This window comes from Staphylococcus sp. HGB0015 (assembly GCF_000411275.1).
Classification (GTDB): domain Bacteria; phylum Bacillota; class Bacilli; order Staphylococcales; family Staphylococcaceae; genus Staphylococcus; species Staphylococcus schleiferi.
In genome coordinates this window covers 395052-421790 of record NZ_KE150418.1, presented here as the reverse complement: position 1 = coordinate 421790, position 26739 = coordinate 395052, and the positions used below count along the sequence as shown (strand labels likewise).

Sequence of the window (26739 nt, the reverse complement as noted above, 5' to 3'; positions counted from 1 at the left end):
TTACCAGATTCATCTGTTTTTGTCTCAACTACTTTTCCATCTTTATCTGTCAATGTTACTTTGACATCTCCGATGCCTTTTTCACCATCATCTTGGATCCCGTTTTTATTTGTATCTTCCCATACTTTATCTCCAAGACTATATGTTGGCTTGTAAATCCCTAAATCCGCTGATAAATTATCCTCACCGTTTATAGTAATTTCTGACACTAACCCATTTGAATCTAGTTTGTCATTATCGCCTTCATATGTTGGTGAAACTAAGTATCCATTAGGTAGATTTGAAAATTCTACTCTATATTTACCGTTCGGTAGGTTTGGAATTAAATACGATCCATCTTCTTTTGTTATCGCTTCTCCAACTAATTTATTATCGACAGTATTATAAACTTCAACTTTTACTTTTCCTACACCGGTCTCACCTAACTCTTGTATTCCATTATGGTTATTATCTTCCCATACATAGTTGCCTACGCGATATACGGGTTCACCTGTACCTCCACTACTACTTCCTGTGAAACCAAGACCATTACCTGTTGATACAAAGATATTGCCATCAGAGGACAACTTTGCAAATTGAATTAGCTTTGGTGTCTCAGATTCTGTATATTTAAATTTAGTATCTATCACTACTACATATGGAGAATTAATATTACCTAATGCTATATCAACCGTCTCATTAGGACTAAATATCGTTTTTGTCTTGTACTGTTCAGTTACGTCTTTAAGGTCAGATGTATTCACATAGTATCCTTCATTTAATTTGTAACCTTTAGGGGCTTGATAGATTTTAATATTTGTAACTTCTTTATTAATTTGACCGATATTTGTTGGTTCATTAGGCGCATAAGCTCTTACAGTCGAATTAGCATTTTTTAAGTTTTTATCTAATGGATTGACATATACTGTTTGTTTATAGCTTCCCGGATTCTCTTTATTTCCTTTATTAGATATTGTGTCTGAAAATGCAGATCCAATAGAGTTATCACCTTTAACAGAATATCCTTTATACATAATATCCGACTCTATAGAAGTAGTTTGTTCTCCAATAGTCACACTAAATTCTACACCTTTTGTACTTTGTGGTATTGTCTTCGGATCTATATATAATGTATAATTCATATTCATTTTCACGTTGTTAAATCTATTAACATAATCTGTGAATGTATACTTAATTTGATGATTAGCAGTATCATGTTCAGCTAATGCAATAACTTCGCCATTATTTGGGTCATATATATTACCAATATTTTTAATATCTACTGGGTTTAAACCATATGCTTGAATAGTATCAGAATATTTAATTGTAAAATAATCTCCAGATTTTACTTTATCATCTACTAAAACATTTGACTTCCATGATATAGAATCTTTTCCAGGCTCGATTGTATTACTATTATCAGAATCGTTAACAGTTAGAGTTGTTTTCGAATTAATTAAGTTGTTCACATCATTACCAGTTAACCTAGCTTCATTAACGCCCGAAATTGAAGTACTTCTCATCATTGCACTTCTTGGTCTTAATGAAACAGGTGTTGCTTTTGGTGTATTTTTCTCTTGTTTGTTTGCAAGTGCAATTAACATTTCTGCTGTGAGTTGATCAGAATCAAGATTTTGATAATCAAGGTTCATCCCTTGTACAACTTGTTTCGCAGTTTCTGAACTCACGCCTGCATTTTTAGAGTAGTAATCTACTAATTCTGCTTCTTTTTCTTGATTGCTTGTTAATAAAGCTACTTGTTTTACAGTATCAGCTAAACCATTTGCTTGAGGTGCTGAAGCTGCTTTTTCGTTATTTACAGGGACTTGAGTTTCCGTACTGTTATTTACATCTTTAGGAGCTACATCACTTGCTGATTCTGTAGCTTTACGCTCAGATGTTGTTGCTTGTGTTTCTTTATTTTCGTCAACCGATGGTGCTTTTTCTGTGGATTTTTGTGTAGGAGTATCTGGCTTTTCTGATGCGGTTTTATCTTCACTTTGTTGTTTTTCGACAGTCTTCTCTTCTTGCTTCGGTTGATCAGCTTCTTCTGTCACGTTCTCTTCCTCTGGTAAATCTTCTACAACATTTTCCTCTTCAGTTACATCGCCCTTTTGCTCATTGACTTGAGGAATTTCTTCATCGTTTAATTCTTTTGATTGATTTACCGATTCTTCTTTATTTTCTTCAGCAGATAATGTTTGTTTGGCAACTTCTTCTGCTGCATTTGCATCTTTAGCATGAACACCGAAGATTAACGTTGATCCAATCAATAAAGATGCTGTTCCCACTGTATATTTTCTAATTGAATACTTATTTTGTTTGTTAGGCGATATTCCACCTAATTGATTATTTTTCATAAATAAACTTTCCTCCAAAAATAAAATGTAAAATATAAGCTATAATATTTAATGTAAATAGTTAAAACTGCAAAAAAAATTAAGCATTATTAATTTTGATTTTTTAATTCATCAAGTATAGTGTATACGCTTTTATACAAGGCTATAAACAATCGAAATTAATTTTTTAAGACAATGCAAAACAAAATCAGATTATTAGGATATTACTTTTTTTCGGAATTTAATAAGAGATATACAGTATTAGTTAAAAGTTTTTAGTTGATAGTAGCTGAGATTCTACTTTGTTTATAATAATCATATAAATATTGAATTCTAATAATTATATTTAATCAGTTAATCGTTTTTGTTTTTCATAATCATTTTTATAGCATGATCAAAATAGTAATTTCTATTTTCTGTTATATCATTATTTAAATAGTAGCTATCTGTTTCATGGTCATATATTACTGGGTTATCAAGAATGTGCCACTCTTCACTTTCATGCATATAATTCCGAATATGTGCAATATCCCTTTGAATTGTTCTACAACTCACCCCCCACTCGTTGGCAACATAGACTTTGTTAACTTCTCTCCCTAATATCAAGTCAGTATAAATGGATAATAATCGATAAGGTTGATTCATACGCTCCTCCTCATGACATAACTACATTGTAATAAACAAGGTAGACATATTATGTCATTAATATTGTAATACTTATTAAATTTTAAATTAATGTTTGAGACGGCAAATATATTAATGTTATAATAGCTGTTTATAAAATTCATTTTATTTTTGTTTTCAGTTTTTTCTTAATTAAGATTTTAACCTCTTATAAAAATGTATTATTTCATTCCTTTAGAACAGATACATTTTTATTCTACTAATTATGTATTCATTTTCTATTTTCTCTTAATTTTAATCTTTCAAATTTCATGTATGCTTCAAAAGATTCTACAGTTTATATTTCAAATGAGTATGACTTAAGGCCATACTTTGAAGATGTTATACTTATGGTATGAATCATATTTGATGCAAAATTTTCGCGAGTAAGTCTTTGTGAAATTAAATAAAGGGGGATTTTAAATGTCAAAAGTAACGATTATTGCAGGCGGTCATAAGGTGGCATCTCGATTGACAGGTGTCATTGACTATACAGAGCAGTTTCTTAATCAAAGAGGAATAGAGACAGAGGTCATTCAAGTGCATCAATTAGATGCTAAAGCATTAATCACAGCTGATTTTACAAGTGAATCGGTTACTGCAACACATCAATCAATCGAAAACTCAGACGGTATCGTCATCGTCTCGCCAGTATTTAAAGCAGCTTATTCAGGGATTTTGAAAACGTATTTAGATTTATTACCACGTGGTGCTTTTACAGGTAAAACAGTTTTACCTCTAGCCGTTGGTGGCTCATTTGCACACACACTTGCGATGCAGTATAGTTTGGATCCTGTTATTAAAGAGTTAGGTGCGGATACAATTCATAAAGGTCGTTTTATTCTTGATCAGCATATTTCTTATGTTGAGGATGGTCATTACGTCTTTGATCAAGAAGCAGAGGCATCATTAAATAAAGTACTTAAAAAATTTGTAAACGATGAATCACACGTGAGTGATTAGATTTCATCGTCTCGCCCGAGCAAGGACGATTGAGATTACGATATTATATACAAAAATGAATGGGTTGAGATGTTTAAATGTCTCAACCCATTTGTGACTTTTTGTGCTAGTTTAATTATTCTTTATTCGCTCTTTTTGGGCGTCTCACAACAGCAAACAGTGCGCCTAAACTGATTAAAAGTGACCCCCACAATGTTGTATCGCTTTCTTCCTTACCTGTATTTGGTAATGTTGGTTGCGGATTACCTTTTTTATCCGCTGGTTCACTCGGCACAAGCGGTTGTGAAGGAATAACGATTTCTTTATTTACTGGTGTTCTTGGTTGTTGTTTTTCATGTCCTGGCACTTCTGGTAACGCAGGGACAAGTTCTTTAGGTTTTGCTGAGTCTTCCGGTGCTTTTGGTAAAGATGGCACTAATTCTTTTGGCATTTTTGGTTGCTCTGGTGCCTGCTCTTTTGGATCTATTGGCTTTTCTGGTGCTTTCGGTGCCGGTTGTTCTGGTTTCTCTGGTTGTTTTGGCATTTCTGGTTGTTCAGGCATAGGTTTTTTAGGTTCTATTGGCTTTTCTGGTACTTTTGGTGCTGGTTTTTCTGGCTGTTCTGGTTGTTTTGGTTGTTCAGGTGCTTTAGGTTCTTCCGGTTTTTTAGGTTCCTCTGGCGCAGGTGGTGCTGGATGCGTTCTAAAGAAACCACTATCAATTGTTAAATTGTCACCATCTTTAATATCAACAACTGAGCTTATGTAATTAGAATCTAAATCTTGTGTAACATTCGGTGCACGGTCAATCGTTGGTTCATATTCTTTTGGTGTTTCAAAAAGAACTGAATATCTTCCATTCTTAATATGATCAAAAACGTAGTGGCCTTGTGCATCAGTAACTGTACGTCCGACTTCTTCCTCTTTGTCATTTAAAATGATAACAGTTACACCAGCAATACCTGGTTCGCCTACATCTTGTTTACCATTTTTATTGACATCTTCCCATACAAAATCACCTATTTTATATATTTTTTCAGCCTCGTTCGTATTTTTGATTAACCCAAAATCAATAGTCAAATCATCTTTATCGACGTTTTCCACGAATGCTCGTCTTCCATTAGAGTCGTTTTCCATAGTCGAAGAAGTAGCATGCGTTACTGTAGGTTTGTAGCCTTCAGGTGTGTGAAATTGTATAAAATACGCACCTTTTTTGACACCAGTAAAAATATATTCGCCGTTGCCATTTGTGTGAACAGTTTGTAATAATTGATGATTCTTGTCTCTCAACTCTACTTTCACATTTGCGACACCCGGCTCACCTGCGTCCTGCTTGCCGTTTTTATTGACGTCTTCCCAAACGCGATTACCAATACGGAAGTTCTCAGCTTTTTCTACTTCAGATTTTGAAGAATGTGCTTCTTTTTCATGTGTATTTGTAGATGGTTGATGTGCAACAGCTTGGCTGTTATTAGGTTGAGAAACTACATTGTTATCTACAACTGCATGTTCTTTTGTTGACTCGATTCCACGATTTTCAGCTTGATTTTGTGGTTGAACTTCATTTGAAGTCGCGTCAGCTTGTTTTTGATCAACTTGCTGTGCTTGTGGCTTTATTTCTGAAACGATTTGTGAAGGTGTAACCTTTTCTAATTGTTGAGATGCCTCTACTACTTGAGGCGCTTCTTCTACTTTTGATGTATCCGTATTTTCTACAGCGACATGCTGTACCGCTTCTTTCGTTTCGCTTTCAGCTGCTTGTGCATCATTTTGTACACCAAAAACTAAGATTGCACCTACAATGAGTGACGCTGTGCCTACTGTACTTTTGCGAATACCATAACGGTTATGTTTACTTTCTAGATGTTTACTTTTGATACGCATTTTGTTTTCCACTGGTATCACTGCCTCCTAATAATTAATGGTGAAATTCATTTCATTTAAATAAATATGATTGGTCAATTTAAGAATAATTTTATTTACGATAATTTAATTATACATTCTATTTTTGATATTTCATTAGAATAATAAAAAGTTAAGATTCTTATAATTTAGCACCATTGAAGAGGCTTTTTTTTGCTCGTTTTTATTGTCATATCAACGAAATTATTAACTTAAAGTTAATAATTAGAAAGTAGAATAAGGTGACAAAAGAGTGAAATTACAATGGACATTTTTATAATATAGATTTATTTTATTAGAGTAGTAACATTTTGTTTTAAAATGATATTACATATAAAATACATATATTTAATACCTATATTGTATTTTGAAATAGGTAAACGCCATCATTGAAAGGAGTTTAATAGATATGGAAAAGATTCAATCATTTAGTATTCGAAAGTTCAGCATTGGGGTAGGTTCTCTCATTTTAGCAAGCACGTTATTGACTTCAGGACATGCCTTAGCCGATGAAACATCACCTTCATCCCCACAATCAAATGATGTGAGTGAAGCAAGTATCCAACAGGCTATTGATCAAATCAATCAATTGTCTCATTTAACACCAGAAGATCGTCAATATTTTACGCAGTTATTAATCGCTTACCCGGGTAATAAGGAGAAAATCCTTGCTGAAGCACAGCAACGTAATAGCCAATTCGCTAATGCGGCACGTGACGCAAAACCGAAAGCAGATGCACAGCCACAAAATGATACAAATCAAGCAAAAATACAAAACGCGATTAATCAAATTAATCAGTTGAAGTATTTAGATGATGAAGATCGCGAACAGTACATTACGGTTATTAATCAATTCCCTGAACAAATCGATCAAATTATCGCACAAGCTCAAGGCGTGAATTTATCTTTAAAGAAAATACACTTCGGTGATCAAATTCGCAACTTGCTTCATTTAAGTAAACCACAACGTGATATGTTTCTATCACGATTAGAAGAAAATCCAGATCAAGCTGAGGCTATTTTATCTGAGGCACAAGCTCTCAACCAAAAGAATGCCCAAGAACAAGAAAAACCAAAACAGGACGCACCTCAAAAAGAGGAAAAGCCGAATGCACCGCAACCAGAAAAACCAAAGCAGGATGAACAACCTACGCCTCAAGAAAAGCCTCAGATGAAAGAGAGCCCTGAGGTTAAGCAACCTGAACAGAAACCAGGAAAACCTCAGCATCAAGATACTAAAAACAAACCTCAAATGACTCAAAAAGAGAAAGAAAGTCATGCTACACCGAAAAAGCCCGCAACACATATTGTGAAACCGGGAGATACGGTTCAAGAAATTGCTAAAAAAGCAGGTACGACTGTAGAAAAAATAAAACAAGAGAATCACATGCCAAATCCTAACTTGATTTTGCCAGGTGAACGTATCGCCCTACCTGCTGAAAAGCACTCAAGTGAAACTTCAACAATCAAAGCTTTACCTCAAACAGGTGAAAATGAATCACTTTTCGGTACAACTTTACTTGGAGGATTAAGCATTGCTCTTGGAGGTTATTTGGTTAGCCGCCAAAGAAAGTCACATTAATTTATTATCAATTAAAAGGTCATTATTAATACCCTATACCTATACTTACACAAGGATGTAATCAATACATTCGCTTGGCATGGATGACTCGAATTGAGGACAAGTAAGTGTTTCCCCTCAATTCAGTCATCTACTGTCAAACATCCACTTTAAAAACTCACATTAATCTAAACTACTATTATTTCTTCATCAAAAGAGCCTGAGATAAAATTGTCTCAATAATCGATGAAATCCGAGGTTTTCGTAAAAAACGAAAAATCTCGGATTTTTTCCTTTTATCATCAGTTTAGCCGCACTAGATGCGACTAATTTCCTTAGGCACCTCGTTAATTTAGTTTTTGTTGTGATGAATTAAATTATACGAAAGTGCCTTAATTTTTTAAGTATAATGGTGAATGATTACATATATAAGCGAAGTATTTATAGCGAGACTCCTGAGGGAACAGGACGAGCCGAAGACTACAGGCTGAGGCTGTCCCCTCGGAAAGCGAGCCTATATAATACGAAGCATGATAATAAAAGGAAGCTCGAAGACAATTTTTATCAAAATCATCTTCGAGCTATTTATTTTGATATTTATGTCCCAGGCTCCTCTATATTTATTTTCTTCCAGCACGTTGTCCAATTGTAAAAAGAATACCAATTGCTAATAATAGTAATCCCCAAAACGATTTCGGTGTCCGTTTCATACCGGTTTCAGGTAGAGCACGTTTGTGTGGGTGCTTATGATTGTCCTTATGCTGATGACTACCCTTTGTTTGATGACTATCCTTTTGAGGTTTATTCTTAGGTTTCTCTGATGTAGACTCTAACTCTTTTACGAATGTACGTGCATCTTTTTCTGAAGGGATTACGTACGAATTTTCTGATGATGGTTCTTGTGCAGACATATTCATAAGTCTAGATGAAACTCGTGCTGTATCTATTTCTTCAGGTGTCACACCTTTGTGAGATTCCGGATTTTTAGTTTTTGAGCTTTCTGATTGTTGTGGCATTTCTGGTTGTTGCTGTGTTGAATCCTCTGATTGTTGTGATACTTCTGGTTCTTGAGATGTCGGATTCTCTGATTGTTTTGGCACTTCTGGTTCTTCCGGTGACGGGCTCTCCGGTTGTTTTGGTGCTTCTGGCTCTTGTGTTGTTGGATTCTCTGACTGTGGTGTCGGGCTCTCCGGTATTTGTGGGTTTAGCACTGGTGGAACTTGCTGATTTGGTGTTTCAGTTTCGGTATCGGTATTGGATTCAGATAAAGTCGAATCTTTATAGATACCAAAATCAACACTTAAGTCATCTTTATTGTTAATATCAACAAGATCGATGCGCGTATTCGAGTCGTTATCCGTGGTGGTCCCGTTCGCAAAAGCTCTTGTTGGTGTATAACCTGTAGGTGTTTCAAAGAAGATGTAGTAGCGTCCGTTAATTAAGTCGGTAAACAGATAACGGCCATTCGCATCAGTTTGCGTTTCTTTTAACAGCTTATATCGATTGTCTGTTAAACGCACATTTACATTTCTAACGCCAGGTTCATCGGCATCTTGTTTGCCATTACGATTGAGGTCTTCCCATACTTGATTACCAATTCGGTACGGTTGACCTTGTACAGCGTCATCTCGACTTCCACTTTTATTTACAGCACTTTTTGCCCCCTGTCCAATCTCATTAACATCGTTTTTAGACTTTTGTGGTGCAGTGCGCCCTGAAGGGATTTGATTCGTATGTTTCAGTTCAACACCTTGAGGCTGAACTTGTGTCACTGTCGAATCAGCTTGGGGCGTTTCTGTTGGCCTATTGTTCGTCTCGCTGAGCATTTTTGGCGCTGGGATAGGTGCTTGGCTCGCTTGAGTTTGAGGCTGTGAGGTTTGTGCCATTTGATGATTACTTACTTGTTCACTCGACACATCACCTTGTTTTAGTGACGTTGCTTCAGGTGCGCGTGTCTGCGTATTTGGCAATTTTTGCCTCTGATTTTCAGGTATTGAATCCCTATTTTCTTTCGTTTGGTCGCCAGTAGACTCTATTTGTGTTTCATACTCAACTGGCGCGTTGGGCATTTCTGCAGCTTCAGCATCATGTGTATGCATCCCTAAACATAGTATTGAACCCATGCATAATGTTGTTATTGCGAAAGTTTTTCTACCGATATGATTTTGATTGCGTTTATTTGGCCTGTCAAAAAATTTCTCATTCACCAAAATAAACACCTCCCAATTTCTCATTATTTTTATATTTGCATTCGTATAATAATAAAGTGTCACTTCAAACGTCATATTGTCATACAGAAAACAACTTTAAATCGAAAAGCATTTCAATCTTTTTATATCGATTCACCTCTTATCAATACTGCCATGACAACGATGAGCAAACTTCGACAAAATTATTTTTTACTCATTTAGAATATAATTATTTTCAAATTAAAAAACTAAACACTTTGAGTATGCGGATTATTTTATTATGGTCCTAAAACTTTTTCAATCTTTTATATTTCAGTTTAAAAGTGTATTTCAATTTGTTATATGATTAAAAATTGTGATTTTATATGAAAATCCTTGAACGTTCAAGGTTCTCTGTTCCTCTTTTTAACTGAGAAAACTTCTCTTTAAATATGCATTTGCCTAATGCTTTATAAGTACAACATATACTTCAAAAGCATAAGATGATATGTATCAACCTTAAATAAACCGCTTCTTGAAATATCCATAGCTAGCTGTAAAAGCTGGAAGTAATAACGAATTTAGCGCTTGTTTTTTGAAGTACAATCCATTGCACTTACAATGAGATGAATTGTATACTCAAATTCACCCGTAGATTGTACTGTACATTTGTACAATGAAGCGCAATGCCTCCCCCATCCAGTTACACGCATTAAAAAAAGCCGTCACCTCTCATCTAAGATAGAAGTGACGACATCATTTATTGTTCTAAGGCTGGAATGGTAGCCTCAATATTAAAGTATTGTTTTAATAACGCTTGATAGTTGATAGGTGTGACATCAATTTGTTGTTTTTGTCCATTTTTGATGATATTGACATGATTTTCTGTCATTGTCATATGACCGTTATCTGTTTTTTTATTAATGAGTAAATGATGCTTAAAATTATACTCTGTATTAAACACTGTGTAGTCAAAATCTTTCATAAAATCAATTAAACTTCGTGGCTCTCGTTTAAAATTCAATAAGTCGCTCCAATTTTCTTTAGCTTGTTTTGTTGTCTGAACGAAATAACTTTGTGCGTCATCGTCGTAAATAATTCGATAAAAGTCGTCTTCATCTTCGACCACTTCACCAGTCAATGGAATAGGTTGACTCGGAAAATGACCAAATCCGGTATCCGCCAAATAGTGCTGATTATCAATCGTTACAAGATTGGTTAAATGTGTGGCACGCTTTTTCCACTCTCTTTTCGGCGGTTTAACGTAACCAGCAACCATCATTGTTTCATAGCCACGTGCGGTTAAATAAGCATTTGTGACGACATTATTTTCATAGCATAAACCGCCACGATGATATTGCGTAAATTTATCGATATTCGTTTGGACATCCGTTGAAATAGTTCTTCCATTAAATATATCAATCGCTTCAAAAGGGATCGTTTGTAAAAATTTTCGAATATACGTCGTTAAATCCGTTAAAGTTTTGCCTGTCGTTTCTGAAGGTGTTAAACCAATGTGTGATTCCAATGCTTCAAAATTCATTGATAAAACCTCTCTTTATCTCTCATGGATTAGGGTACGAAACAACACGTATTCACCTATCTACAGTCCTCTAATATTTGAAACACAACCGCATGTTTGTTTAAGATAACTGATCCAAAAATGCTTGGGTTGTCATCGTTTGACCCATCACTGGGAAAGTATAGTTAACAGAAAAGTCATGCAGATGTTCAGCTGGTGCCGTCATCATATCTGTTAAAAAGTATTGATTATAACCGTACTGGTAAGCATCTCGTGCTGTTGTATCAACACCCATATGCGTAGAAATGCCCCCAATGACTACCGTATCAATGCCACGACGTCGTAATTGTAAGTCTAAATCCGTACCGAAAAAGCCGCTGAAATGTCTTTTCGTTACAACGTAATCCCCTTCACGATAATCCAATCGCTCTGGAAAATCAGAAAAATTAGGGTCTGATTCATCAGGAAGTTGTACCATCGCATTCGGTTGAAGTTTGTCTTTACCATCGTAAAAAGCCACATGAACAAATGCGATAAAGCCATTATGCGCACGGAATTGTTCAATCACTTGATTTGCATGGTTCACTACTGATTCAGTTGAATGCGGTGCACCGTCTAATGCGACAATTCCTTTTTGTAAATCAACTAAAATTAGCGCTGTTTTGTTAAAATCTATCATTTGAAGACCTCCATCTTATTTCAAATATATTTCAAGTAAATTTTGAAGATACGAATCTATCGTATAACCTCTTGTAAAGCGTTCATACATGTAAATGTCTGAAGAAAAAGCATTTAACAACATATCAATTTTCAATTCCATGTTATCGATATTGCCTGATTTTTCCATTTCACGTTGAATAATTTGATATAAATCCTCATAAAACGGTGCGGTGTTTGTCGCGTTGGCTTTAATGCCACTTTTTTCTATAAAATTAAGTAGCTTGAGATTACGCTCTTTTAAATTCAAAAAGATATTCAGTACACCGAATAATCTGTCATGCAATGAAGCCTTTTCATTTTGAGTTAAAAATGCCTCAATATCAGCGAACATATCATCAATTTGGTCATCAATAACCGCGCGACATAACATCGATTTACTTTCAAAATGACGATAGAGTGTTCCGACACCTACATTGGCTTCGTCGGCAATTGCTGCCATACTAATCGATCTGATTTCAGTATTCCCACTCATCATTTTTGAAGCCGTTTCTAATATTAACTTCTCATTTCTGCGTGCGTCTAAGCGTTTTGTCGTCTCTTTGCTTGTCATGCAAAACACACCTTTTATCTTATTCTTCTGTATCTTTTTCTAAACGTGATACAGTAACGTCTAATCCAAAGTACTTTTTCAAAAAGGCTTTATAGTTTTCAGAAGTGACGGGCTGTTTCTCTTTGTTACCTTCTTTTGAAATCGTTAAATTTTCATGAGACATTGTCGCTCTACCGTATGGCTTAGGCATTGTGACAATAAGTCGTTTGACGAAGACAGAATTAGGATTGGTTTGATTGTATTCAATGTTGTCAGAAAAATGGTCTAAGTCACGAGCTTGTGGCTCTGCTTCATATTTCGTTTGCCATTCATCATCAACCCATTTTTGAACATGAATGGTGTCATCAATATATACCGCACGATAAGTACCTCCAACATCTTCCACAATATCTGAACCGTCATGTGTGACATGAAGGGCATCTGCAGGTAAATCTCCAAAGCCTACATCAGCGACGTAACTTTCACCTTCTATCTCTACAATTAATGACATATGTGTCCCAAAACGACTCCGACCGCCATTCGGTGTATGAATTGTTGCACCTACAAAATGCGTATCAAAGCCTTTTTCTTCGAGATAAGCACCAAAGAAGGTATTGTTTTCATAACAATAGCCCCCGCGATTCCGCTTGATGAGCTTGTCGTACAAATCGTCCAATTCTGTTGAAATACGAACACCATTTTGGACATCCAAATTTTCAAATGGGACATGATACATAAATTGTCGTGTATAGTAATTGAGCGCTTCAACACGATTTTTGAACTGTTTTTGTTCATTGATTTCTAATTTCTTCTCTATATTTTGTATATCCATAATGGCCTCCTTACGTTTTTATGCCTCTAATATTAAATGGAATTTGCAAGTTTGACAAATGGAATGCATTCCGCTTAAAATAAGTGATAGTCAATTCCGTTTAGAAAGAGGTGACGTATATGTCGGATGAGGCAACTTCGAACAATTCGATGCAACATCATATTCCTGCAATCGTAATGATGATGATTGGGGCTTTTATCGCAGTACTCAATCAAACTTTAATGACGACTGTGATTCCTAAAATAATGGAGGAATTTCATCTTACGAGTGGCACTGCACAATGGTTAACGACCATCTTCATGCTTGTAAATGGCATCATGATTCCGATAACCGCTTATCTTACACAGCGGTTTTCATTAAGACGGTTATTCTTTACAGCTATGCTGTTATTCGTCGTGGGTTCCTTATTATGTATGCTTGCGCCTAACTTTACATTACTTTTAGTAGGTCGGGCGATTCAAGCAATGGGTGCAGGAATTTTGATGCCACTGACGCAAATGTTTTTATTCCTTGTCTTTCCATTAGAAAAACGTGGTATGGCCATGGGACTTTTCGGATTAGTCATTGGTTTTGCGCCAGCAATCGGGCCTACTGCTGCAGGTTGGTTTGTTACTGCATTTGATTGGCGCTATTTATTTTTAATCATACTCATCATTTCAGTGATTGATTTATTATTCGGTTATTTTAAAATGATGGATCTGACTGAATTATCCAAACCGAAACTCGATATTTTATCTGTGATATTATCAACGATTGGTTTTGGCGGTTTATTATTCGGCTTTAGTTCAGCCAGTCAATTTGGATGGGGCAACCCTATCATTTATTTAACACTTCTCGTAGCTGTCGTGGCACTGGTCACTTTTGTTATGAGACAGCTTAAATTAGAGACACCTATGCTTGAAATACGTGTGTTTCAATATCGGGCATTTACGATACCAATTAGTTTAGTCATTCTGATGTTTTTGATATTTATCGGGACATTGACAATACTTCCAATCTATATGCAGACGATGCGTGGTTTAACGCCGCTTCAATCCGGTCTCATTTTACTCCCGGGTGGTCTGGTGATGGGGCTCCTTTCACCTGTGACAGGTAAATTGTATGACATCATTGGCGGACGCATTCTCGCAGTGAGTGGGATGACGCTTATTTTTATCGGTACATTACTGCTCTCATTTTTAAATGCAGAATCATCTATCACTTATATCATCTTGTCATTTTTAGTGATGATGTTAGGTAACTCTGGCATTATGGTGCCAATGACAACCGAAGCACTTAATGCACTACCAAGAGAGCTCATCCCGCATGGGACTGCAATGAATAACACGTTACGTCAAATTTCTGCTGCGATTGGAACAGGATTACTGGTTACGTTATTATCGCAACTCGCTATGGGACATGGCGGCAGCACTGTTGCCAGTCATATCTTTGGCTTGCAATGGACGTATAAAGTAGTTGCAGTTCTAAGCTTAATTGGGGCATTCATTGCCCTTCGTGTATCTAAAAAAGAATCATCAAATTAAAAATTTAGGAGGTTGTATGATGTTATTAAATCATGCGATTAACGCTTACGTTGCAAAAGATATTATTAAAAGTGGTTTGCCAAAAGTGAGAAATGATGAAGCAATGGCAACACAATTTAAAGAAGCATTTAATATTAACAAAAACTTGATGCAAATAGCTGGTGTATTTGAAATTGTAGGTTCTATCTTATTGTTAACTTCTACTTTTGGCAAAGCAGGTGTGAAATTTGTACGTCTTGGTGCTGTAATGATTAATCTTATTATGGGTGTTGCAATGTACCAACACATTAAAGCCGGTCACGGTTATAAAGCAACACAATCTGCGGGTAAATACTTCTTATTAAATACCTTAACGCTACTCGATACTTTCAAAAAATAAAATATGCGATTGTTATTCTACTTTATTGGGTAAATGTATGTTATGTGGGTATATTTACAATATGTTTCACCTTAGTTTGCATCTTTGAAAAGCAAAATGAGCCTATAACACTTCGACAATCGTTGTGTATGAGATAAGGCTCAACGATGCATTGCAAATTTGAAATGGAGATGATTGTGAGCATGACAAATATAAAAGCAATTGATACGCATGCACACTTATGGAGTGAAGAATATTTAGAACGTTTAGGTCGTCTTGGTAGCCAAGGTACTGAAGTGGCCAAAGGGATTAACCAATCAGATTCAGAGGAAGATTTGAAAAAACGTTTTAAAATGATGGACGATGCGGGCGTTGAAAAACAAATTATTTCAGCGACTCCACAATCGCCACAATGGGGAAATCAAGAAGAAGCAAAAGCTTCAGCAGAAATGATTAACGGATTGTACGAATCGCTCGTACAAAAATATCCTGATCGCTTTTTAGCTTATGGTGCTGTGTCACTTCCTTATATTAACCAAGCCATTGAAGAAGCAAAAACGTTATTAGCGAAAGATGCATTTATCGGTATTGCAATTCCAACATTAGTAAAAGACAAAGTGTCTGTTGCCGATTTGCAATTCGAACCTTTTTTCGCAGCAATGAATGAACTACATGCGACACTATACGTGCATCCTACCGGTTGTGGTGCACAATCTCCAATGGTCAATGACTATCAATTACACTGGGTCATTGGTGCACCATTGGAATCCACATTTGTCGCACTTCATTTAATGAAAAACAATATACCGCAAAAATATCCAAACATTAAGTTTCACATCTCACATTTAGGTGGAGCATTACCTTTCTTTATGCAACGTATTGAAGATAACTACGAAGACTGGAATGCTTTTAAAACAAGCCCTTGGGAAATCTTAAATCGTCAATTTTACTTTGATACAGCCAACTTCCATGGTCCATCATTAGTTAATACGATTGAGACATTTGGTGCTGAACACTTGATGATGGGAAGCGACTTCCCTTATTTCCAAGATGAAAAATATACACGTGCGGTAGACTATATTAAAAATAGTGATATCGATACAGATAAAATTGACGGTATTCTTCGTGGCAACGCAATCGAATTTTTCGAAATCAACCGTCAAGAATAAGCAATTTTAAAGGATAACACGAAAACGCACCATTTTTATCCATGTCATACAAGGAATGGTGCGTACTGTGTTATCCTTTTTTATGTTTGATTTCATAATCAAGATTCATGCTTCTTAAAAACAATTCGTGAGCCATAATGATATTGATAGAAATTTTAATTCAAATAAGAAATCATCTTCAAATATGAGCTAAAATTGTTTCGAATTTTCTACTCATCGCGACGTTCTCTATTAGAATGCTTTTTGTTGAGCTCTCGTTCAAGTGTTAAATATTTTTCAAAGCGCTGAATATACGCTTTAAAACTTTCAATATCTTGAGGTTGCGGTGACCACGTAGACGTATGCAAGTTATCCTTAAAAATCGTGTTTAAATAACCATCTAAGGTCGTGTGATTTTCTATTATGTAACGTGCTAAAACTGCGATTCCCCACGCACCACCCTCATTGGCTGTCTCCATAACAGTGATTGGTGTTTCTAAAGCGGCAGCTAAATAACGCTGAACAACATTTTTAGTTTTAAAAATACCCCCATGACCGGTCATACGATCAAGCGCAATATTTTCATGTTTTTTTAATCGATCCACCCCGATTTTCAACGTACTGAGCGCGCTGTAAATATGTGTTTTCATAAAATTAGCAAGCGTCAATTCACGTTCTTCTAAACGCATAAACAGTGGAAAGCCTTGTTTGATATCAGTAATAAATTCACCTGAAACATACCCGTACGATAACAACTGGCCTAAATCGTCATCCCCTTGTGTCGCCTGTTCAAACAGTCGCGTCCATAGGGTTTCTTTGTCATACGAGACACCCATTACTTGGAAAACTTCTTCAAAGAGATGCATCCATTGATTGATATCTGACGTACAATTATTCGCATGAATCATCGCGACCTCGTCTCCAGCTGGCGTCATTACAATATCCACATCTGGATCTACTTGTTTTAATGGTTGTTCGAGGACAATCATCGAAAATATACTCGTTCCTGCCGATACATTTCCAGTCTTTGGTGCGATGCTATTAGTCGCAATCATTCCTGTTCCTGCATCACCTTCAGGCGGACACATCACACATCCCGCTTCTAAAAAACCATCAGGATCCAATCGTTTGGCACCTGTAGCGGTTAATAGACCCGCACGTTCACCCGCTTGATAGACTTTCGGCAAAATCGATTCAATAGACTGAGAAAAACCTTGTTCCTTCATCAATGCATCAAATTGTGCCATTAAATCTTTTCGATATGTATTTTGTTGCGCATCTATCGGAAACATTCCAGAGGCATCGCCTATCCCTAATACTTTTTCGTCTGTTAATTGCCAATGGACATAACCGGATAACGTTGTCAGATAGGCCACATCTTTCACATGCGCTTCTCTATTGCAGACACACTGATAGTATTGCGCAATACTCCAACGTTCTGGAACATTGAACTGAAATTGATGTGTTAACTTTGCACCCGCTTCACGTGCATAATTATTTTGCCACGTACGAAAAGGAACTAATAATTTCCCCTCTTGATCAAAAGCTAAGTAACCGTGCATCATCCCACTAATGCCAAGAGCCGCAAGTTTTTTCAAACGGATGTGATACCGATCATATATTTCCTGGGACATACGTTGATAACTTTCTTGCAAGCCACGCCATACTTCATCGAGCGATAAAGACCAATAGCCCGCCTTCAACTGTTGCGTCCATTCATAACTTCCCTTTGCGATTGGACGTGTCGAAGCATCAATCGCTACTGCTTTGATACGTGTTGAACCGAGTTCGATTCCTACTGTGATGTCGCCTTTCTCTATCGCTTCACGAATGTCTGTACCCGCCATCAAATCACCTCATTTGTTCTTTGCATTACGCTTTCATTTTATGATGCAGCCGCTCACACCGTCAATCTTCACTGACTACAAGTCAAAAGTGACTCCGCAATAAAAAAGAACAAAAGCGACATCCGTGAAACTTCAGATGCCGACTTTTGTTCTCTATACTTATCTTATAAAATAGATGTCCATTGTAAAACTACAAAAGTGATAACCCCTAATAAAGCAATACAACATACCGACGTTGCCATTTGTCTCAAAATCATCTTGCCGCCTTCTCGAAGACCAAGTTGGCGCATGACCATAGTCATTGTTACAGAACAAGCCGTAAATGTTGAACTGAAAAAGACAAGTAATAGCACTTGCCATGCGGAAAGGCTTTGTATCACACTACCGCCACCCATGTTAAAGAGGAGCATGCCATCTTTACGAATCATGGAGAATAATATACCCACTGATAAGTCATGCGGAATATGTAATAACATTAAGATCGGTACAAATATTTTTGAGATCATTGTCAAAATAGGTGTGAGTGCTAATGTACTAGCGATTAAACAAATCCCAATAAATATCGGCATCGCTTGGAAAATAAACATTTTTACCGTTTCCCACATTTGTGATCCCACATTTTTTAAATCTGGCCATTGTATTTTTTGACCTACTGCTACACTATAAGGAATAAACGGTGTTTCATCTCGATACCAAATTTTGTTGTGGATGACACCGCCGATAAATACGAGCATTAAGTACGGCGCAAACAACCACGAGTGGTGTGAAACATTGAATATCGATAATGTTGCACCAATTTGATAACTACATGAAGAACCGAAACTAATCAGACTCATACATTTTGATCGCGTACATGCACGACATTGATGACCGGCTTGAACAATCGCTGCTGCATTACAACCGAAGCCTTCTAATACAGGAATAATATCTGTACCATCTAAACCCATTTTTTCCATCGTTGGTGAAATCGACCAAATCATATACTGTTTAACATGACTCTGTTCAATAAGTGCTGTAGAAAAACTCAACAAAATCACGACAGGCAATGACCATACGAGCGAATATGTCCCTAAAGATAAAACACCATAGTCCCCAAACATCAACGCTTGCACAACGCTTTGTTGAAATAAGTCATATTGAGAGATGCGCTCAATCCATGGCGCAATATACTGATTTTGAAGCCAATCTGAAAAATGATAGGCGATATAAACTGGAAATGCAAACATGAAAAAGATAGCGAGCCAGCCTATCAGACTTTGATACCATTGTGGACGTCGATTTTCACGGGCTTGCATAAATTCTTGCAAATGTGTGACCACATGCCTCGTCTCATCAGACGTATGCGTGACGCTTTCGTTCAAAGAAAGATTTAATTTATGCTTTACAATATACTGTCTCAATTGTTGTTGATCTAATCGACCAAGATGATTAAAACCTTTAACGACAAACGCATGTGTCGCCTCAGGAATGTCTGGCATTTGATTTTTCTTAAAATCATAAACAACGGTTAACATGAACAATTCACACCACAACAACTATAATCATCGAGATACATTTGGTTTGCTTTATAGTCATCAACTACATCCGGGTTCACATGTAAACCTTCTCGTTGCATCACAGTATGTGTTAATACTGCAAAACGTGATCTAAATTTATAAATATAGCATAAAATCGCATCTGCATGTCTGACTGTCGCACCTACTAAAAAGACATTAGGATAACGCGTGGATTCATCTAAATTTGTTAAACTTACCTCTCCATTTTTTACAGTGAAAAGTTGTTGAACTAATGGATTACGCGTCACATCAAAACCTGTTGCGACAATGGGTTCAGTCGTACTATTGACCGTTTTACCATTAGCAAATTGAATCACATATTGACCGTCTTTAAAGTGGATTGCTTCGACACGATAGTGGACGTTCATCGTAATCGAGCCACCTTGTTGCACAACTTTTCTAAGACGTTGTTGTGTATAAGGAGATAAACGAATGCTTGGATCCGCTTCCTCAGCATCAAATCCTGTACTATCTGTATATATGGAAACTTCTGCACCTTTTTCAGCTAAATGAATCGCTGCATCAAATGCACTTTCATTCCCACCAATAATGGTAAAAGCTTTACCAGGCAATGTAGTAAAATCAGAAACTTCACTATAGTGAATGCCATGTTCAAATGGTTGGTTTGGAAATGCGTAATCTCCCGTTGCGATAAATAAATAATCTGCAGTAAACGTACCTTGAGAGGTTTCGAGTTCATAGACACCATCGACCAGATTCACTGCATGCACATGTGTCTCTGTTTGAATATCAAGTTCATAATGTTTGGCGATTAATTCTAAATAGGATGCATACGTTTCACCTGATAAATGTTCTTCATTAAACGTAAAAGCCGGTGACGTATCTTTTGCAACGGCATTCATATCAGGCATCCCAAAACCATTTGAAGTAAACGAAGGTGTAATCGTGCGTGTAGATTTCGGCCAATTTTTAAAGGAATGACCAATCGAACCACTATCTATTACACAGACATCTTCCATTTGAAATGTTTTCATTGTTATTGCCATCCCAATCCCTGCTGCACCTGCACCAATAATCATCACGCGACGATGTTGTTTGCGCATTACAATCCCTCTTTCCAAATCGAAATAATTACGATTTAATATTATAGCCTTTCTTCTAGGAGATTGCAATGCGAAAAACTTGTCCATCCTATGACATACTGAACCTCCTTAAAACCACACATTTTCAAGTTCATTTAGCATCCTTTACGACAATACCTAAATCAAAATAAGTACAACAAAAAACTAGGTGTTGAAATACATTTGAGCGCCGTTCACATCTCCGCACTAAAAGTATACAAAACCTAGTTTAAGTTCGTTATTCATCATAATGTTTTAAAAAATGTTCGAGTCGATCACACGCTTCTTTAATGGTCTCCATATCACACGCAAAAGAAAGTCTGACGTAGCCTTCCGCATAATCCGAAAATGATTTCCCGGGCACAATGGCCAGTTGTTCCGTTTCTAACAATTGATTGCAAAAACGGAAGGAATCTGAATCATAAGCAGAAACATCAGGGAAAATATAAAATGTTCCTTGTGGAAGCGTCACAGGCAATCCCATATCAACTAAGCGCGCATAAATATAATCACGTCGCTCACGGTAAGCTGCGTTCATTTTCTGTATATCTTGGTCCCCTTCTTTTAAAGCACGTATTGCACCGTATTGACTCGGCGTTGCGACACAAATAGAATTATACAAATGTACTGTAGTTACTTCTTCAATCAACTCAGGTGTCGATAACACATAACCGACACGTGCACCTGTCATCGCATGTGATTTAGACAAACCATTCACAACAAAAAGCTGCCCTCTAATCTCAGGAAACTCCATAAATGAATGATGTCGACCTTCAAATACATTCTCACTATAGATTTCATCTGTAATTACAAACACAGACGTATCCTTTAATACAGCTACAATGTCGCGAATCGTTTCATGTGAAAGCGTCATCCCTGTCGGATTTGTCGGATAGTTAAACATAACCGCCTTTGTTTTCGGTGTAATAGCTGCTTTGATCGCCTCTGCCGTCGGTACAAATCCTGTGTGAGAAGTGTCGATCCATTTGACTTCTGCCCCTTGCAATTTAACAATTGGTTCGTACCCTAAATAGGTCGGTCCAGGTAAAATCACTTCATCTCCAGGATTCAATATTGTTCTCAGTACATCGTCAATCCCTTCTGATGCACCGTTTGTAACGACGATTTCTGTCTCAGGATCATATTTAACACCAAATCGTGACGCGTTGTACTCAGAAATCGCCTTTCTCAGCTCGATTAATCCTTTGTTATGTGTATATTTAAGTTGACCCGCCTGTATCGCTTCCACCATTGCTTCTTGCACATAGGAAGCAACAGGAAAATCAGATTGTCCAAGTGTTAAATCTAAACAATTTGGATACTGATCTACTCTATTCGCAAATTGTCTCGTTCCCGGTACTTCAATATCTTGAATATGATCATTTAATAAATGCATTGCCACACGCCCCTTACGTTATCAATCTATCATGTTGCTTGACGTCCGTTTTTTCCTCTATAATATTGACCTTTTTTCGAATCAAAATATGATACAACTATCAATATTATAGCATTGATAATGATGGCATAAAATATCGTCGATTTGGATTGTGGACCCACAATGAAAATTGAAAGTAAAATGAATACTACACTCGCAATAATGGCAGAGATAGCAGCTTTTGGTGTTAACCACTTCATAAACAAGCCTAATACGACCGGCATAAACATGCCTCCCGTTAAAATGGCGTATGCGATATCAATCGCCACGAGAACTTCTTTGACCCATATCGATATGATAATAGCCACGACAGCTAAACAAAATGTCGTCAATCGTGTCACACCTAAAAATTGTTGATCTTCCATGTTTTTAAACAAATAAGGCTTGAGTAAGTCATTAGAAATAATCGTTGCTGATGCTAATAAAGTTCCTGATGCCGTTGACATAATTGCTGCGATTAGTGCCGCAAAAACGATACCTAGTAACCCCGATGGTAACGTTTCAAAAGCCATATGCGCAAAAACATTTTGCGTATTTTGAATATGCGGAAATAAAACATAGGCACACATTCCGATAATGACCATGACAATAGAGTATAACGCACTATAGATACCTACAAGGATGCCTGATGTTTTAGAGATACGTTTCGTCTTCCCAGTAAAAAAGCGTTGCCAAATATCTTGTCCCACCATGACACCGAGCGTATACGTTATAAAATAATTTACAATCTCTCCAAAGCCGATATTAAAAAAGCTTAAATGTGAAGCTGGCATTTGATGTAGTAAAGATGGCAAGCCTCCGACACTATATAAACTAATCGGCAACATAATTAAAAACATCCCGATGGTCATGACCAAAAATTGTATTACATCTGTGATGGAGAGCGTCCACATGCCTCCAAGTATCGTATAAATAAACACTACGCCACCACCCACAAGGATAGACGTCAGCATCGGCCAATGGAAAATTTGAGAAACGACAGAGCCCATCGCAATCACTTGTGTCACACAAATCATTAAAGTATACATCGCTGTAACAACCGCACCAATAATTCGTACACGATGTCCAAACAACTTGTACAACAGTTCACTGATGGTAATCACGCGCAAATCCATAATACGATCCAATAAAAACAGACCAAAAATGGTAATCCCTACACCTAAGGCAAAAACAAACCAAAATCCAGAGAAACCAATTTCATAACCGAGTTGTGACGATCCAATCGTCGATGAACCTCCTAAAAACACTGCGGTTAAACAACCAAATAACATAAACAATCCTAAGTTACGGTCAGCGACCATATACTTTTCAGAGGATTTCGCTTTTAATACCCCTAAAACACCAATCGTAATTAATACAGCAAAATATACAATAAACACTACAAAATCAATTGTCCCCATCTTTTTCAACTCTCTTTGTTTTTAATGACAACGTACGGCAGCCTAAACGAGCAAAATAGCAGAAAACTTTTGAAAATGAATATATAAATCTCTAAAATTGTCCGCTTTTCTAAGTGAAAGTATTATGCCAATTTGAAAATTCTGAATATTTATAGGTTCAATTTCACTTTTAAAACACTACCTAAATGTCATTAACGTTTTTATTTAGCGCTACCTTAAACACGGCAATCAGTCTTAAATGATACCCCATCATTTAATTCCTGTCTTTGCCCTGTTATCTATCCTTTCCCTTATTGGAATCATATTAAGCTTTTTGAACTGTGTTGATTGCTTATTTATATGATGCTACTTATTTCATACCGTACCTTTCATTACTCATTCTAATTTTTAGATGTTCTCAAATACATCGTAAATACAATAAGAGCCAAACCTCCTATTGTCAGGAAAGTTTGGCTCTCTCTTTTACTGCACTTCTCGTTCGTGCAATTCAAACTGATATTAACCGATATATGCTTTTAACATCCAAATATTGTGTTCTAATTCAGTCGCAATTTCAATAAACATATCAGCTGAACGATCGTCGCCAGCTTCTTCTGCATTACCTTGTGCGACTTTCAATTCTTTTACAACTGTTTCGAAGTCTGTTGCTAATTGCGCTACCATTTTTTCTGCGCTAATTCCGTACTCAGCTTCTTCAATACTAGATACTTCTAAAACTTCGCTCATTTTACCCACTGGGTTACCTTCTAATGCTAATGCACGTTCTGCAATTTCATCGACATAAACTGCAACTTTATTGTAAAGTTCTTCAAATTTTTCGTGTAATGCGAAGAAGTTATGTCCTTTAACATACCAGTGATAGTTGTGAATTTTAGTCCATAATACAGTGAAGTTTGATAATTGTAAGTTTAAGTCTTCAACTACTTGTTTTTTGTCTTGAGCCATTGAAAAACAGCACCTTTCTTGTTTTAGTTTAGTTTTTTATAAAATCTCTTACTTATTCAAATAACCTTTGTTATAAGGTTTAAACATCTTTCGTACAAAGTTCATGACTTTGTCATTCGTCATTCTGTTACATTTTCGCGTGTAAATAATCTGACATTGCTTTGACTTCATCGGCGTTACATTCTTTTAAAGTAAAGACACCGTAATCAAATGTAATTTTTAATTCATGTTCGTCCGATTTAATCTCTTTAATTTCATTAAACTGAATATTACGGTAATAAAATTGACCATCCATGTCCACGTTCAATATTAGTCTTTCATTTGTTGCCACATAAGCTGCGTCATAAATTTTTGTCATATCTTTAACAGTGTATGGCATTTTACCTAATACAGAAGTTTCAACACGCTCGGTAGGAAACAAATCATCAGGATTAATCTTATCTAATATCATGTCATAACCTCTCATTAAAAAATAGCTTACAAAAGTGAAGTGACATTAAGAAGCCCATCACTTAAACCTCTAAATCTACCAACGTGCCATCACCTTGAAATGAAGTGCCCGCTGTCTCATCTTAAAATCATTCAAAAATTTGCATAATCGTCAAAGAGACTCGGCTTGCAAAAACCTATATACAAAGACCTTCGCAAACCGTTCTACTCTTGCTAAAGTCTAGCCCCACCGTCCTTAACTGGACAAACTTAAGCTTCTATTTCAGCAATGATACTCGCTAATTGATCTTCCATGCCAAGTGCTTTCGCTACACCTGTACCATAGTTGACGTCTGCTTGATAGCAATGTTTAATGTGACGACGTTTCACTTCGTCTGTTGTGCCTTCCATTTCACTTGCTGTTGTTTTAAACATACGCTCTTGTTGCTCTGGTGATTGGAGACGGAACAATTTACCTGGTTGTTCGAAGTAATTGTCATCATCTTCTCTAAAGTCGTGCTCATAAGCCGTACCATTCAATTCTAAAGGTGCACGTTTGTATTCAGGTTGGCTTTCATGCGCACCGTAGCTGTTTGGATAGTAATGTGTTTGACCACCTTGGTTACCATCTAAGAAACGCATTGCACCATCACGGCTGAATGGACAGATGTTTTCTACACCTACACCTTTAGGTTGGTTCACTGGAATTTGCCAGTGGTTCACACCTAAACGATAGCGTTGTGCATCGCCGTATGAGAATAAACGACCTTGTAACATTTTGTCAGGTGAAAAATCAATACCCGGTACAATGTTTGTTGGTGCAAAAGCAGCTTGTTCGACATCCATGAAATAGTTTTCAGGGTTGCGGTTTAATTCGAATTCACCGACCTCAATTAATGGATATTCGCCTTTGTACCACACTTTTGTAAGGTCAAATGGATTATCTTTATGATTTCTTGCTTGTTCTTCAGTCATCACTTGGATATACATTTTCCATTTCGGGAAGTTGCCTTCTTCAATCGCATTGAACAAATCACGTTGTGAAGATTCACGGTCTTTAGCGATAATTTGTGCCGCTTCTTCATCTAATAAGTTTTCAATACCTTGTTGTGTTCTAAAGTGGAATTTCACCCAAACACGTTCATTTTGCGCATTGATCATGGCATAAGTATGTGAACCGAACCCGTGCATATGTCTGAATCCTTTAGGAATACCACGGTCAGTCATTAAAATTGTTACTTGGTGTAATGCTTCAGGTAATGATGTCCAGAAATCCCAGTTATTTTGAGCACTTCTCATGTTTGTACGAGGATCACGTTTAACAGCATGGTTTAAACTTGCGAATAATTTAGGGTCACGGAAGAAGAAAACAGGTGTATTATTCCCCACTAAATCCCAGTTTCCTTCCTCAGTGTAGAATTTTAAAGCAAAACCGCGAATATCACGTTCAGCATCAGCTGCGCCACGTTCCCCGGCGACTGTTGAAAAACGTGCAAACATTTCTGTCTGTTTCCCCACTTCTGAGAAAATTTTGGCACGTGTATATTGTGTGATGTCGTTCGTAACTGTAAATGTACCAAACGCACCAGAACCCTTCGCATGCATACGTCGTTCTGGAATGACTTCGCGGTCAAAGTGTGCCATTTGTTCTAAAAAGTACCAGTCTTGCATCAATAAAGGTCCTCTTGGTCCAGCAGTCATAGAATTCTCACGATCACCCACAGGATGACCGAATAAGCCCGTCAATTTCGATTCGTTGTTATTGCTCATGTTATTCACACCTCTAGTTTAGAATTATTTTAATCTAGTATAGCATTACTTTAAATTAATTACAAAGTAATTATACCCCAAATTAAAAACT

At 36.7% G+C, this 26739-nt stretch carries 20 protein-coding genes and 2 pseudogenes; 5 read left to right on the top strand and 17 right to left on the bottom strand.

Going from position 1 to position 26739, the window contains the following annotated elements; all coding sequences use genetic code 11:
- The 3 genes and pseudogenes from HMPREF1208_RS12675 to HMPREF1208_RS08535 all read right to left on the bottom strand — a co-directional run.
- Positions 1–1418 (bottom strand): annotated as a pseudogene (locus tag HMPREF1208_RS12675) (SdrD B-like domain-containing protein); the annotation flags it as partial.
- A gap of 825 nt (positions 1419–2243) precedes the next feature.
- Positions 2244–2339 (bottom strand): annotated as a pseudogene (locus HMPREF1208_RS12670) (YSIRK-type signal peptide-containing protein); the annotation flags it as partial.
- Positions 2340–2672: 333 nt separating this feature from the next.
- The gene (locus tag HMPREF1208_RS08535) at positions 2673–2963 is read right to left on the bottom strand and encodes a hypothetical protein (RefSeq protein WP_016425963.1); all 291 of its coding nucleotides are present in this window, start codon (positions 2961–2963) and stop codon (positions 2673–2675) included.
- A 441-nt stretch (positions 2964–3404) separates the two neighbouring features.
- On the opposite strand from HMPREF1208_RS08535, the gene ssuE reads away from it, so the two are divergent.
- Entirely contained in the window at positions 3405–3944 is a 540-nt protein-coding gene (ssuE, locus tag HMPREF1208_RS08530) for an NADPH-dependent FMN reductase (RefSeq protein ID WP_016425962.1), read from the top strand.
- 115 nt (positions 3945–4059) lie between these two features.
- Here the strand turns inward: ssuE and HMPREF1208_RS08525 are convergent, their stop codons facing one another.
- Positions 4060–5817 carry an SdrD B-like domain-containing protein gene (locus HMPREF1208_RS08525; RefSeq protein ID WP_016425961.1) on the bottom strand — a complete coding sequence of 586 codons (1758 nt, stop codon included), beginning with the start codon at positions 5815–5817 and terminating at the stop codon, positions 4060–4062.
- A 415-nt stretch (positions 5818–6232) separates the two neighbouring features.
- Here HMPREF1208_RS08525 and HMPREF1208_RS08520 point away from each other — a divergent pair, with 415 nt between their 5' ends.
- A complete protein-coding gene (locus tag HMPREF1208_RS08520; protein ID WP_016425960.1) occupies positions 6233–7405 on the top strand; it encodes a YSIRK signal domain/LPXTG anchor domain surface protein in 1173 nt (390 codons plus the stop codon).
- Positions 7406–8004: 599 nt separating this feature from the next.
- Here HMPREF1208_RS08520 and HMPREF1208_RS08515 read toward each other — a convergent pair.
- The 5 genes from HMPREF1208_RS08515 to HMPREF1208_RS08495 form a co-directional block, all read right to left on the bottom strand.
- Positions 8005–9591: an SdrD B-like domain-containing protein gene (locus HMPREF1208_RS08515; RefSeq protein ID WP_016425959.1), complete on the bottom strand. Its 1587-nt coding sequence runs from the start codon at positions 9589–9591 to the stop codon at positions 8005–8007.
- Between the two features lie 721 nt (positions 9592–10312).
- Complete coding sequence (locus HMPREF1208_RS08510; protein WP_016425958.1) at positions 10313–11095, bottom strand: arylamine N-acetyltransferase family protein; 783 nt, start codon at positions 11093–11095, stop codon at positions 10313–10315.
- Positions 11096–11195: 100 nt separating this feature from the next.
- Positions 11196–11753 (bottom strand): isochorismatase family protein, encoded by a 558-nt coding sequence (locus HMPREF1208_RS08505; RefSeq protein WP_016425957.1) that lies wholly within the window; start codon positions 11751–11753, stop codon positions 11196–11198.
- Between the two features lie 15 nt (positions 11754–11768).
- Complete coding sequence (locus tag HMPREF1208_RS08500; protein WP_016425956.1) at positions 11769–12344, bottom strand: TetR/AcrR family transcriptional regulator; 576 nt, start codon at positions 12342–12344, stop codon at positions 11769–11771.
- A 19-nt stretch (positions 12345–12363) separates the two neighbouring features.
- Positions 12364–13155, bottom strand: coding sequence for an arylamine N-acetyltransferase family protein (locus HMPREF1208_RS08495; RefSeq protein ID WP_016425955.1), 792 nt, complete (start codon positions 13153–13155; stop codon positions 12364–12366).
- Between the two features lie 119 nt (positions 13156–13274).
- Here HMPREF1208_RS08495 and HMPREF1208_RS08490 point away from each other — a divergent pair, with 119 nt between their 5' ends.
- The 3 genes from HMPREF1208_RS08490 to HMPREF1208_RS08480 all read left to right on the top strand — a co-directional run bounded on the left by HMPREF1208_RS08490 (position 13275) and on the right by HMPREF1208_RS08480 (position 16205).
- Entirely contained in the window at positions 13275–14678 is a 1404-nt protein-coding gene (locus HMPREF1208_RS08490) for a DHA2 family efflux MFS transporter permease subunit (RefSeq protein WP_016425954.1), read from the top strand.
- 19 nt (positions 14679–14697) lie between these two features.
- Positions 14698–15057 carry a DoxX family protein gene (locus HMPREF1208_RS08485; protein WP_037559422.1) on the top strand — a complete coding sequence of 120 codons (360 nt, stop codon included), beginning with the start codon at positions 14698–14700 and terminating at the stop codon, positions 15055–15057.
- 182 nt (positions 15058–15239) lie between these two features.
- A complete protein-coding gene (locus tag HMPREF1208_RS08480; protein ID WP_016425952.1) occupies positions 15240–16205 on the top strand; it encodes an amidohydrolase family protein in 966 nt (321 codons plus the stop codon).
- 209 nt (positions 16206–16414) lie between these two features.
- On the opposite strand, the gene HMPREF1208_RS08475 is transcribed toward HMPREF1208_RS08480, so the two are convergent.
- From HMPREF1208_RS08475 to HMPREF1208_RS08440, 8 genes are all read right to left on the bottom strand, one after another.
- Positions 16415–18031, bottom strand: coding sequence for a xylulokinase (locus tag HMPREF1208_RS08475; RefSeq protein ID WP_016425951.1), 1617 nt, complete (start codon positions 18029–18031; stop codon positions 16415–16417).
- Positions 18032–18195: 164 nt separating this feature from the next.
- Entirely contained in the window at positions 18196–19545 is a 1350-nt protein-coding gene (locus HMPREF1208_RS08470) for a nucleoside recognition domain-containing protein (protein ID WP_016425950.1), read from the bottom strand.
- The gene (locus HMPREF1208_RS08465; RefSeq protein ID WP_016425949.1) at positions 19539–20651 is read right to left on the bottom strand and encodes an NAD(P)/FAD-dependent oxidoreductase; all 1113 of its coding nucleotides are present in this window, start codon (positions 20649–20651) and stop codon (positions 19539–19541) included. Before HMPREF1208_RS08465 ends, HMPREF1208_RS08470 begins: the two co-directional genes overlap by 7 nt.
- 256 nt (positions 20652–20907) lie before the next feature.
- Positions 20908–22065, bottom strand: coding sequence for an aminotransferase class I/II-fold pyridoxal phosphate-dependent enzyme (locus HMPREF1208_RS08460; protein WP_016425948.1), 1158 nt, complete (start codon positions 22063–22065; stop codon positions 20908–20910).
- Positions 22066–22094: 29 nt separating this feature from the next.
- Complete coding sequence (locus HMPREF1208_RS08455; RefSeq protein WP_016425947.1) at positions 22095–23504, bottom strand: sodium:solute symporter; 1410 nt, start codon at positions 23502–23504, stop codon at positions 22095–22097.
- A 498-nt stretch (positions 23505–24002) separates the two neighbouring features.
- Positions 24003–24449: a Dps family protein gene (locus HMPREF1208_RS08450; protein WP_016425946.1), complete on the bottom strand. Its 447-nt coding sequence runs from the start codon at positions 24447–24449 to the stop codon at positions 24003–24005.
- 127 nt (positions 24450–24576) lie between these two features.
- Positions 24577–24900 carry a hypothetical protein gene (locus HMPREF1208_RS08445; protein WP_016425945.1) on the bottom strand — a complete coding sequence of 108 codons (324 nt, stop codon included), beginning with the start codon at positions 24898–24900 and terminating at the stop codon, positions 24577–24579.
- Between the two features lie 248 nt (positions 24901–25148).
- On the bottom strand, positions 25149–26648 hold the full coding sequence (locus tag HMPREF1208_RS08440; protein WP_016425944.1) for a catalase: 1500 nt from the start codon (positions 26646–26648) through the stop codon (positions 25149–25151).
- Positions 26649–26739: the final 91 nt, after the last annotated feature.

Coding starts and splice junctions, on each gene's coding strand:
- HMPREF1208_RS08535 (WP_016425963.1), bottom strand. CDS start 2,963: ATGAATCAACCTTATCGATTATTATCCATTTATACTGACTTGATATTA.
- ssuE (WP_016425962.1), top strand. CDS start 3,405: ATGTCAAAAGTAACGATTATTGCAGGCGGTCATAAGGTGGCATCTCGA.
- HMPREF1208_RS08520 (WP_016425960.1), top strand. CDS start 6,233: ATGGAAAAGATTCAATCATTTAGTATTCGAAAGTTCAGCATTGGGGTA.
- HMPREF1208_RS08510 (WP_016425958.1), bottom strand. CDS start 11,095: ATGAATTTTGAAGCATTGGAATCACACATTGGTTTAACACCTTCAGAA.
- HMPREF1208_RS08505 (WP_016425957.1), bottom strand. CDS start 11,753: ATGATAGATTTTAACAAAACAGCGCTAATTTTAGTTGATTTACAAAAA.
- HMPREF1208_RS08500 (WP_016425956.1), bottom strand. CDS start 12,344: ATGACAAGCAAAGAGACGACAAAACGCTTAGACGCACGCAGAAATGAG.
- HMPREF1208_RS08495 (WP_016425955.1), bottom strand. CDS start 13,155: ATGGATATACAAAATATAGAGAAGAAATTAGAAATCAATGAACAAAAA.
- HMPREF1208_RS08490 (WP_016425954.1), top strand. CDS start 13,275: ATGTCGGATGAGGCAACTTCGAACAATTCGATGCAACATCATATTCCT.
- HMPREF1208_RS08485 (WP_037559422.1), top strand. CDS start 14,698: ATGTTATTAAATCATGCGATTAACGCTTACGTTGCAAAAGATATTATT.
- HMPREF1208_RS08480 (WP_016425952.1), top strand. CDS start 15,240: ATGACAAATATAAAAGCAATTGATACGCATGCACACTTATGGAGTGAA.
- HMPREF1208_RS08475 (WP_016425951.1), bottom strand. CDS start 18,031: ATGGCGGGTACAGACATTCGTGAAGCGATAGAGAAAGGCGACATCACA.
- HMPREF1208_RS08470 (WP_016425950.1), bottom strand. CDS start 19,545: ATGTTAACCGTTGTTTATGATTTTAAGAAAAATCAAATGCCAGACATT.
- HMPREF1208_RS08465 (WP_016425949.1), bottom strand. CDS start 20,651: ATGCGCAAACAACATCGTCGCGTGATGATTATTGGTGCAGGTGCAGCA.
- HMPREF1208_RS08460 (WP_016425948.1), bottom strand. CDS start 22,065: ATGCATTTATTAAATGATCATATTCAAGATATTGAAGTACCGGGAACG.
- HMPREF1208_RS08455 (WP_016425947.1), bottom strand. CDS start 23,504: ATGGGGACAATTGATTTTGTAGTGTTTATTGTATATTTTGCTGTATTA.
- HMPREF1208_RS08450 (WP_016425946.1), bottom strand. CDS start 24,449: ATGGCTCAAGACAAAAAACAAGTAGTTGAAGACTTAAACTTACAATTA.
- HMPREF1208_RS08445 (WP_016425945.1), bottom strand. CDS start 24,900: ATGATATTAGATAAGATTAATCCTGATGATTTGTTTCCTACCGAGCGT.
- HMPREF1208_RS08440 (WP_016425944.1), bottom strand. CDS start 26,648: ATGAGCAATAACAACGAATCGAAATTGACGGGCTTATTCGGTCATCCT.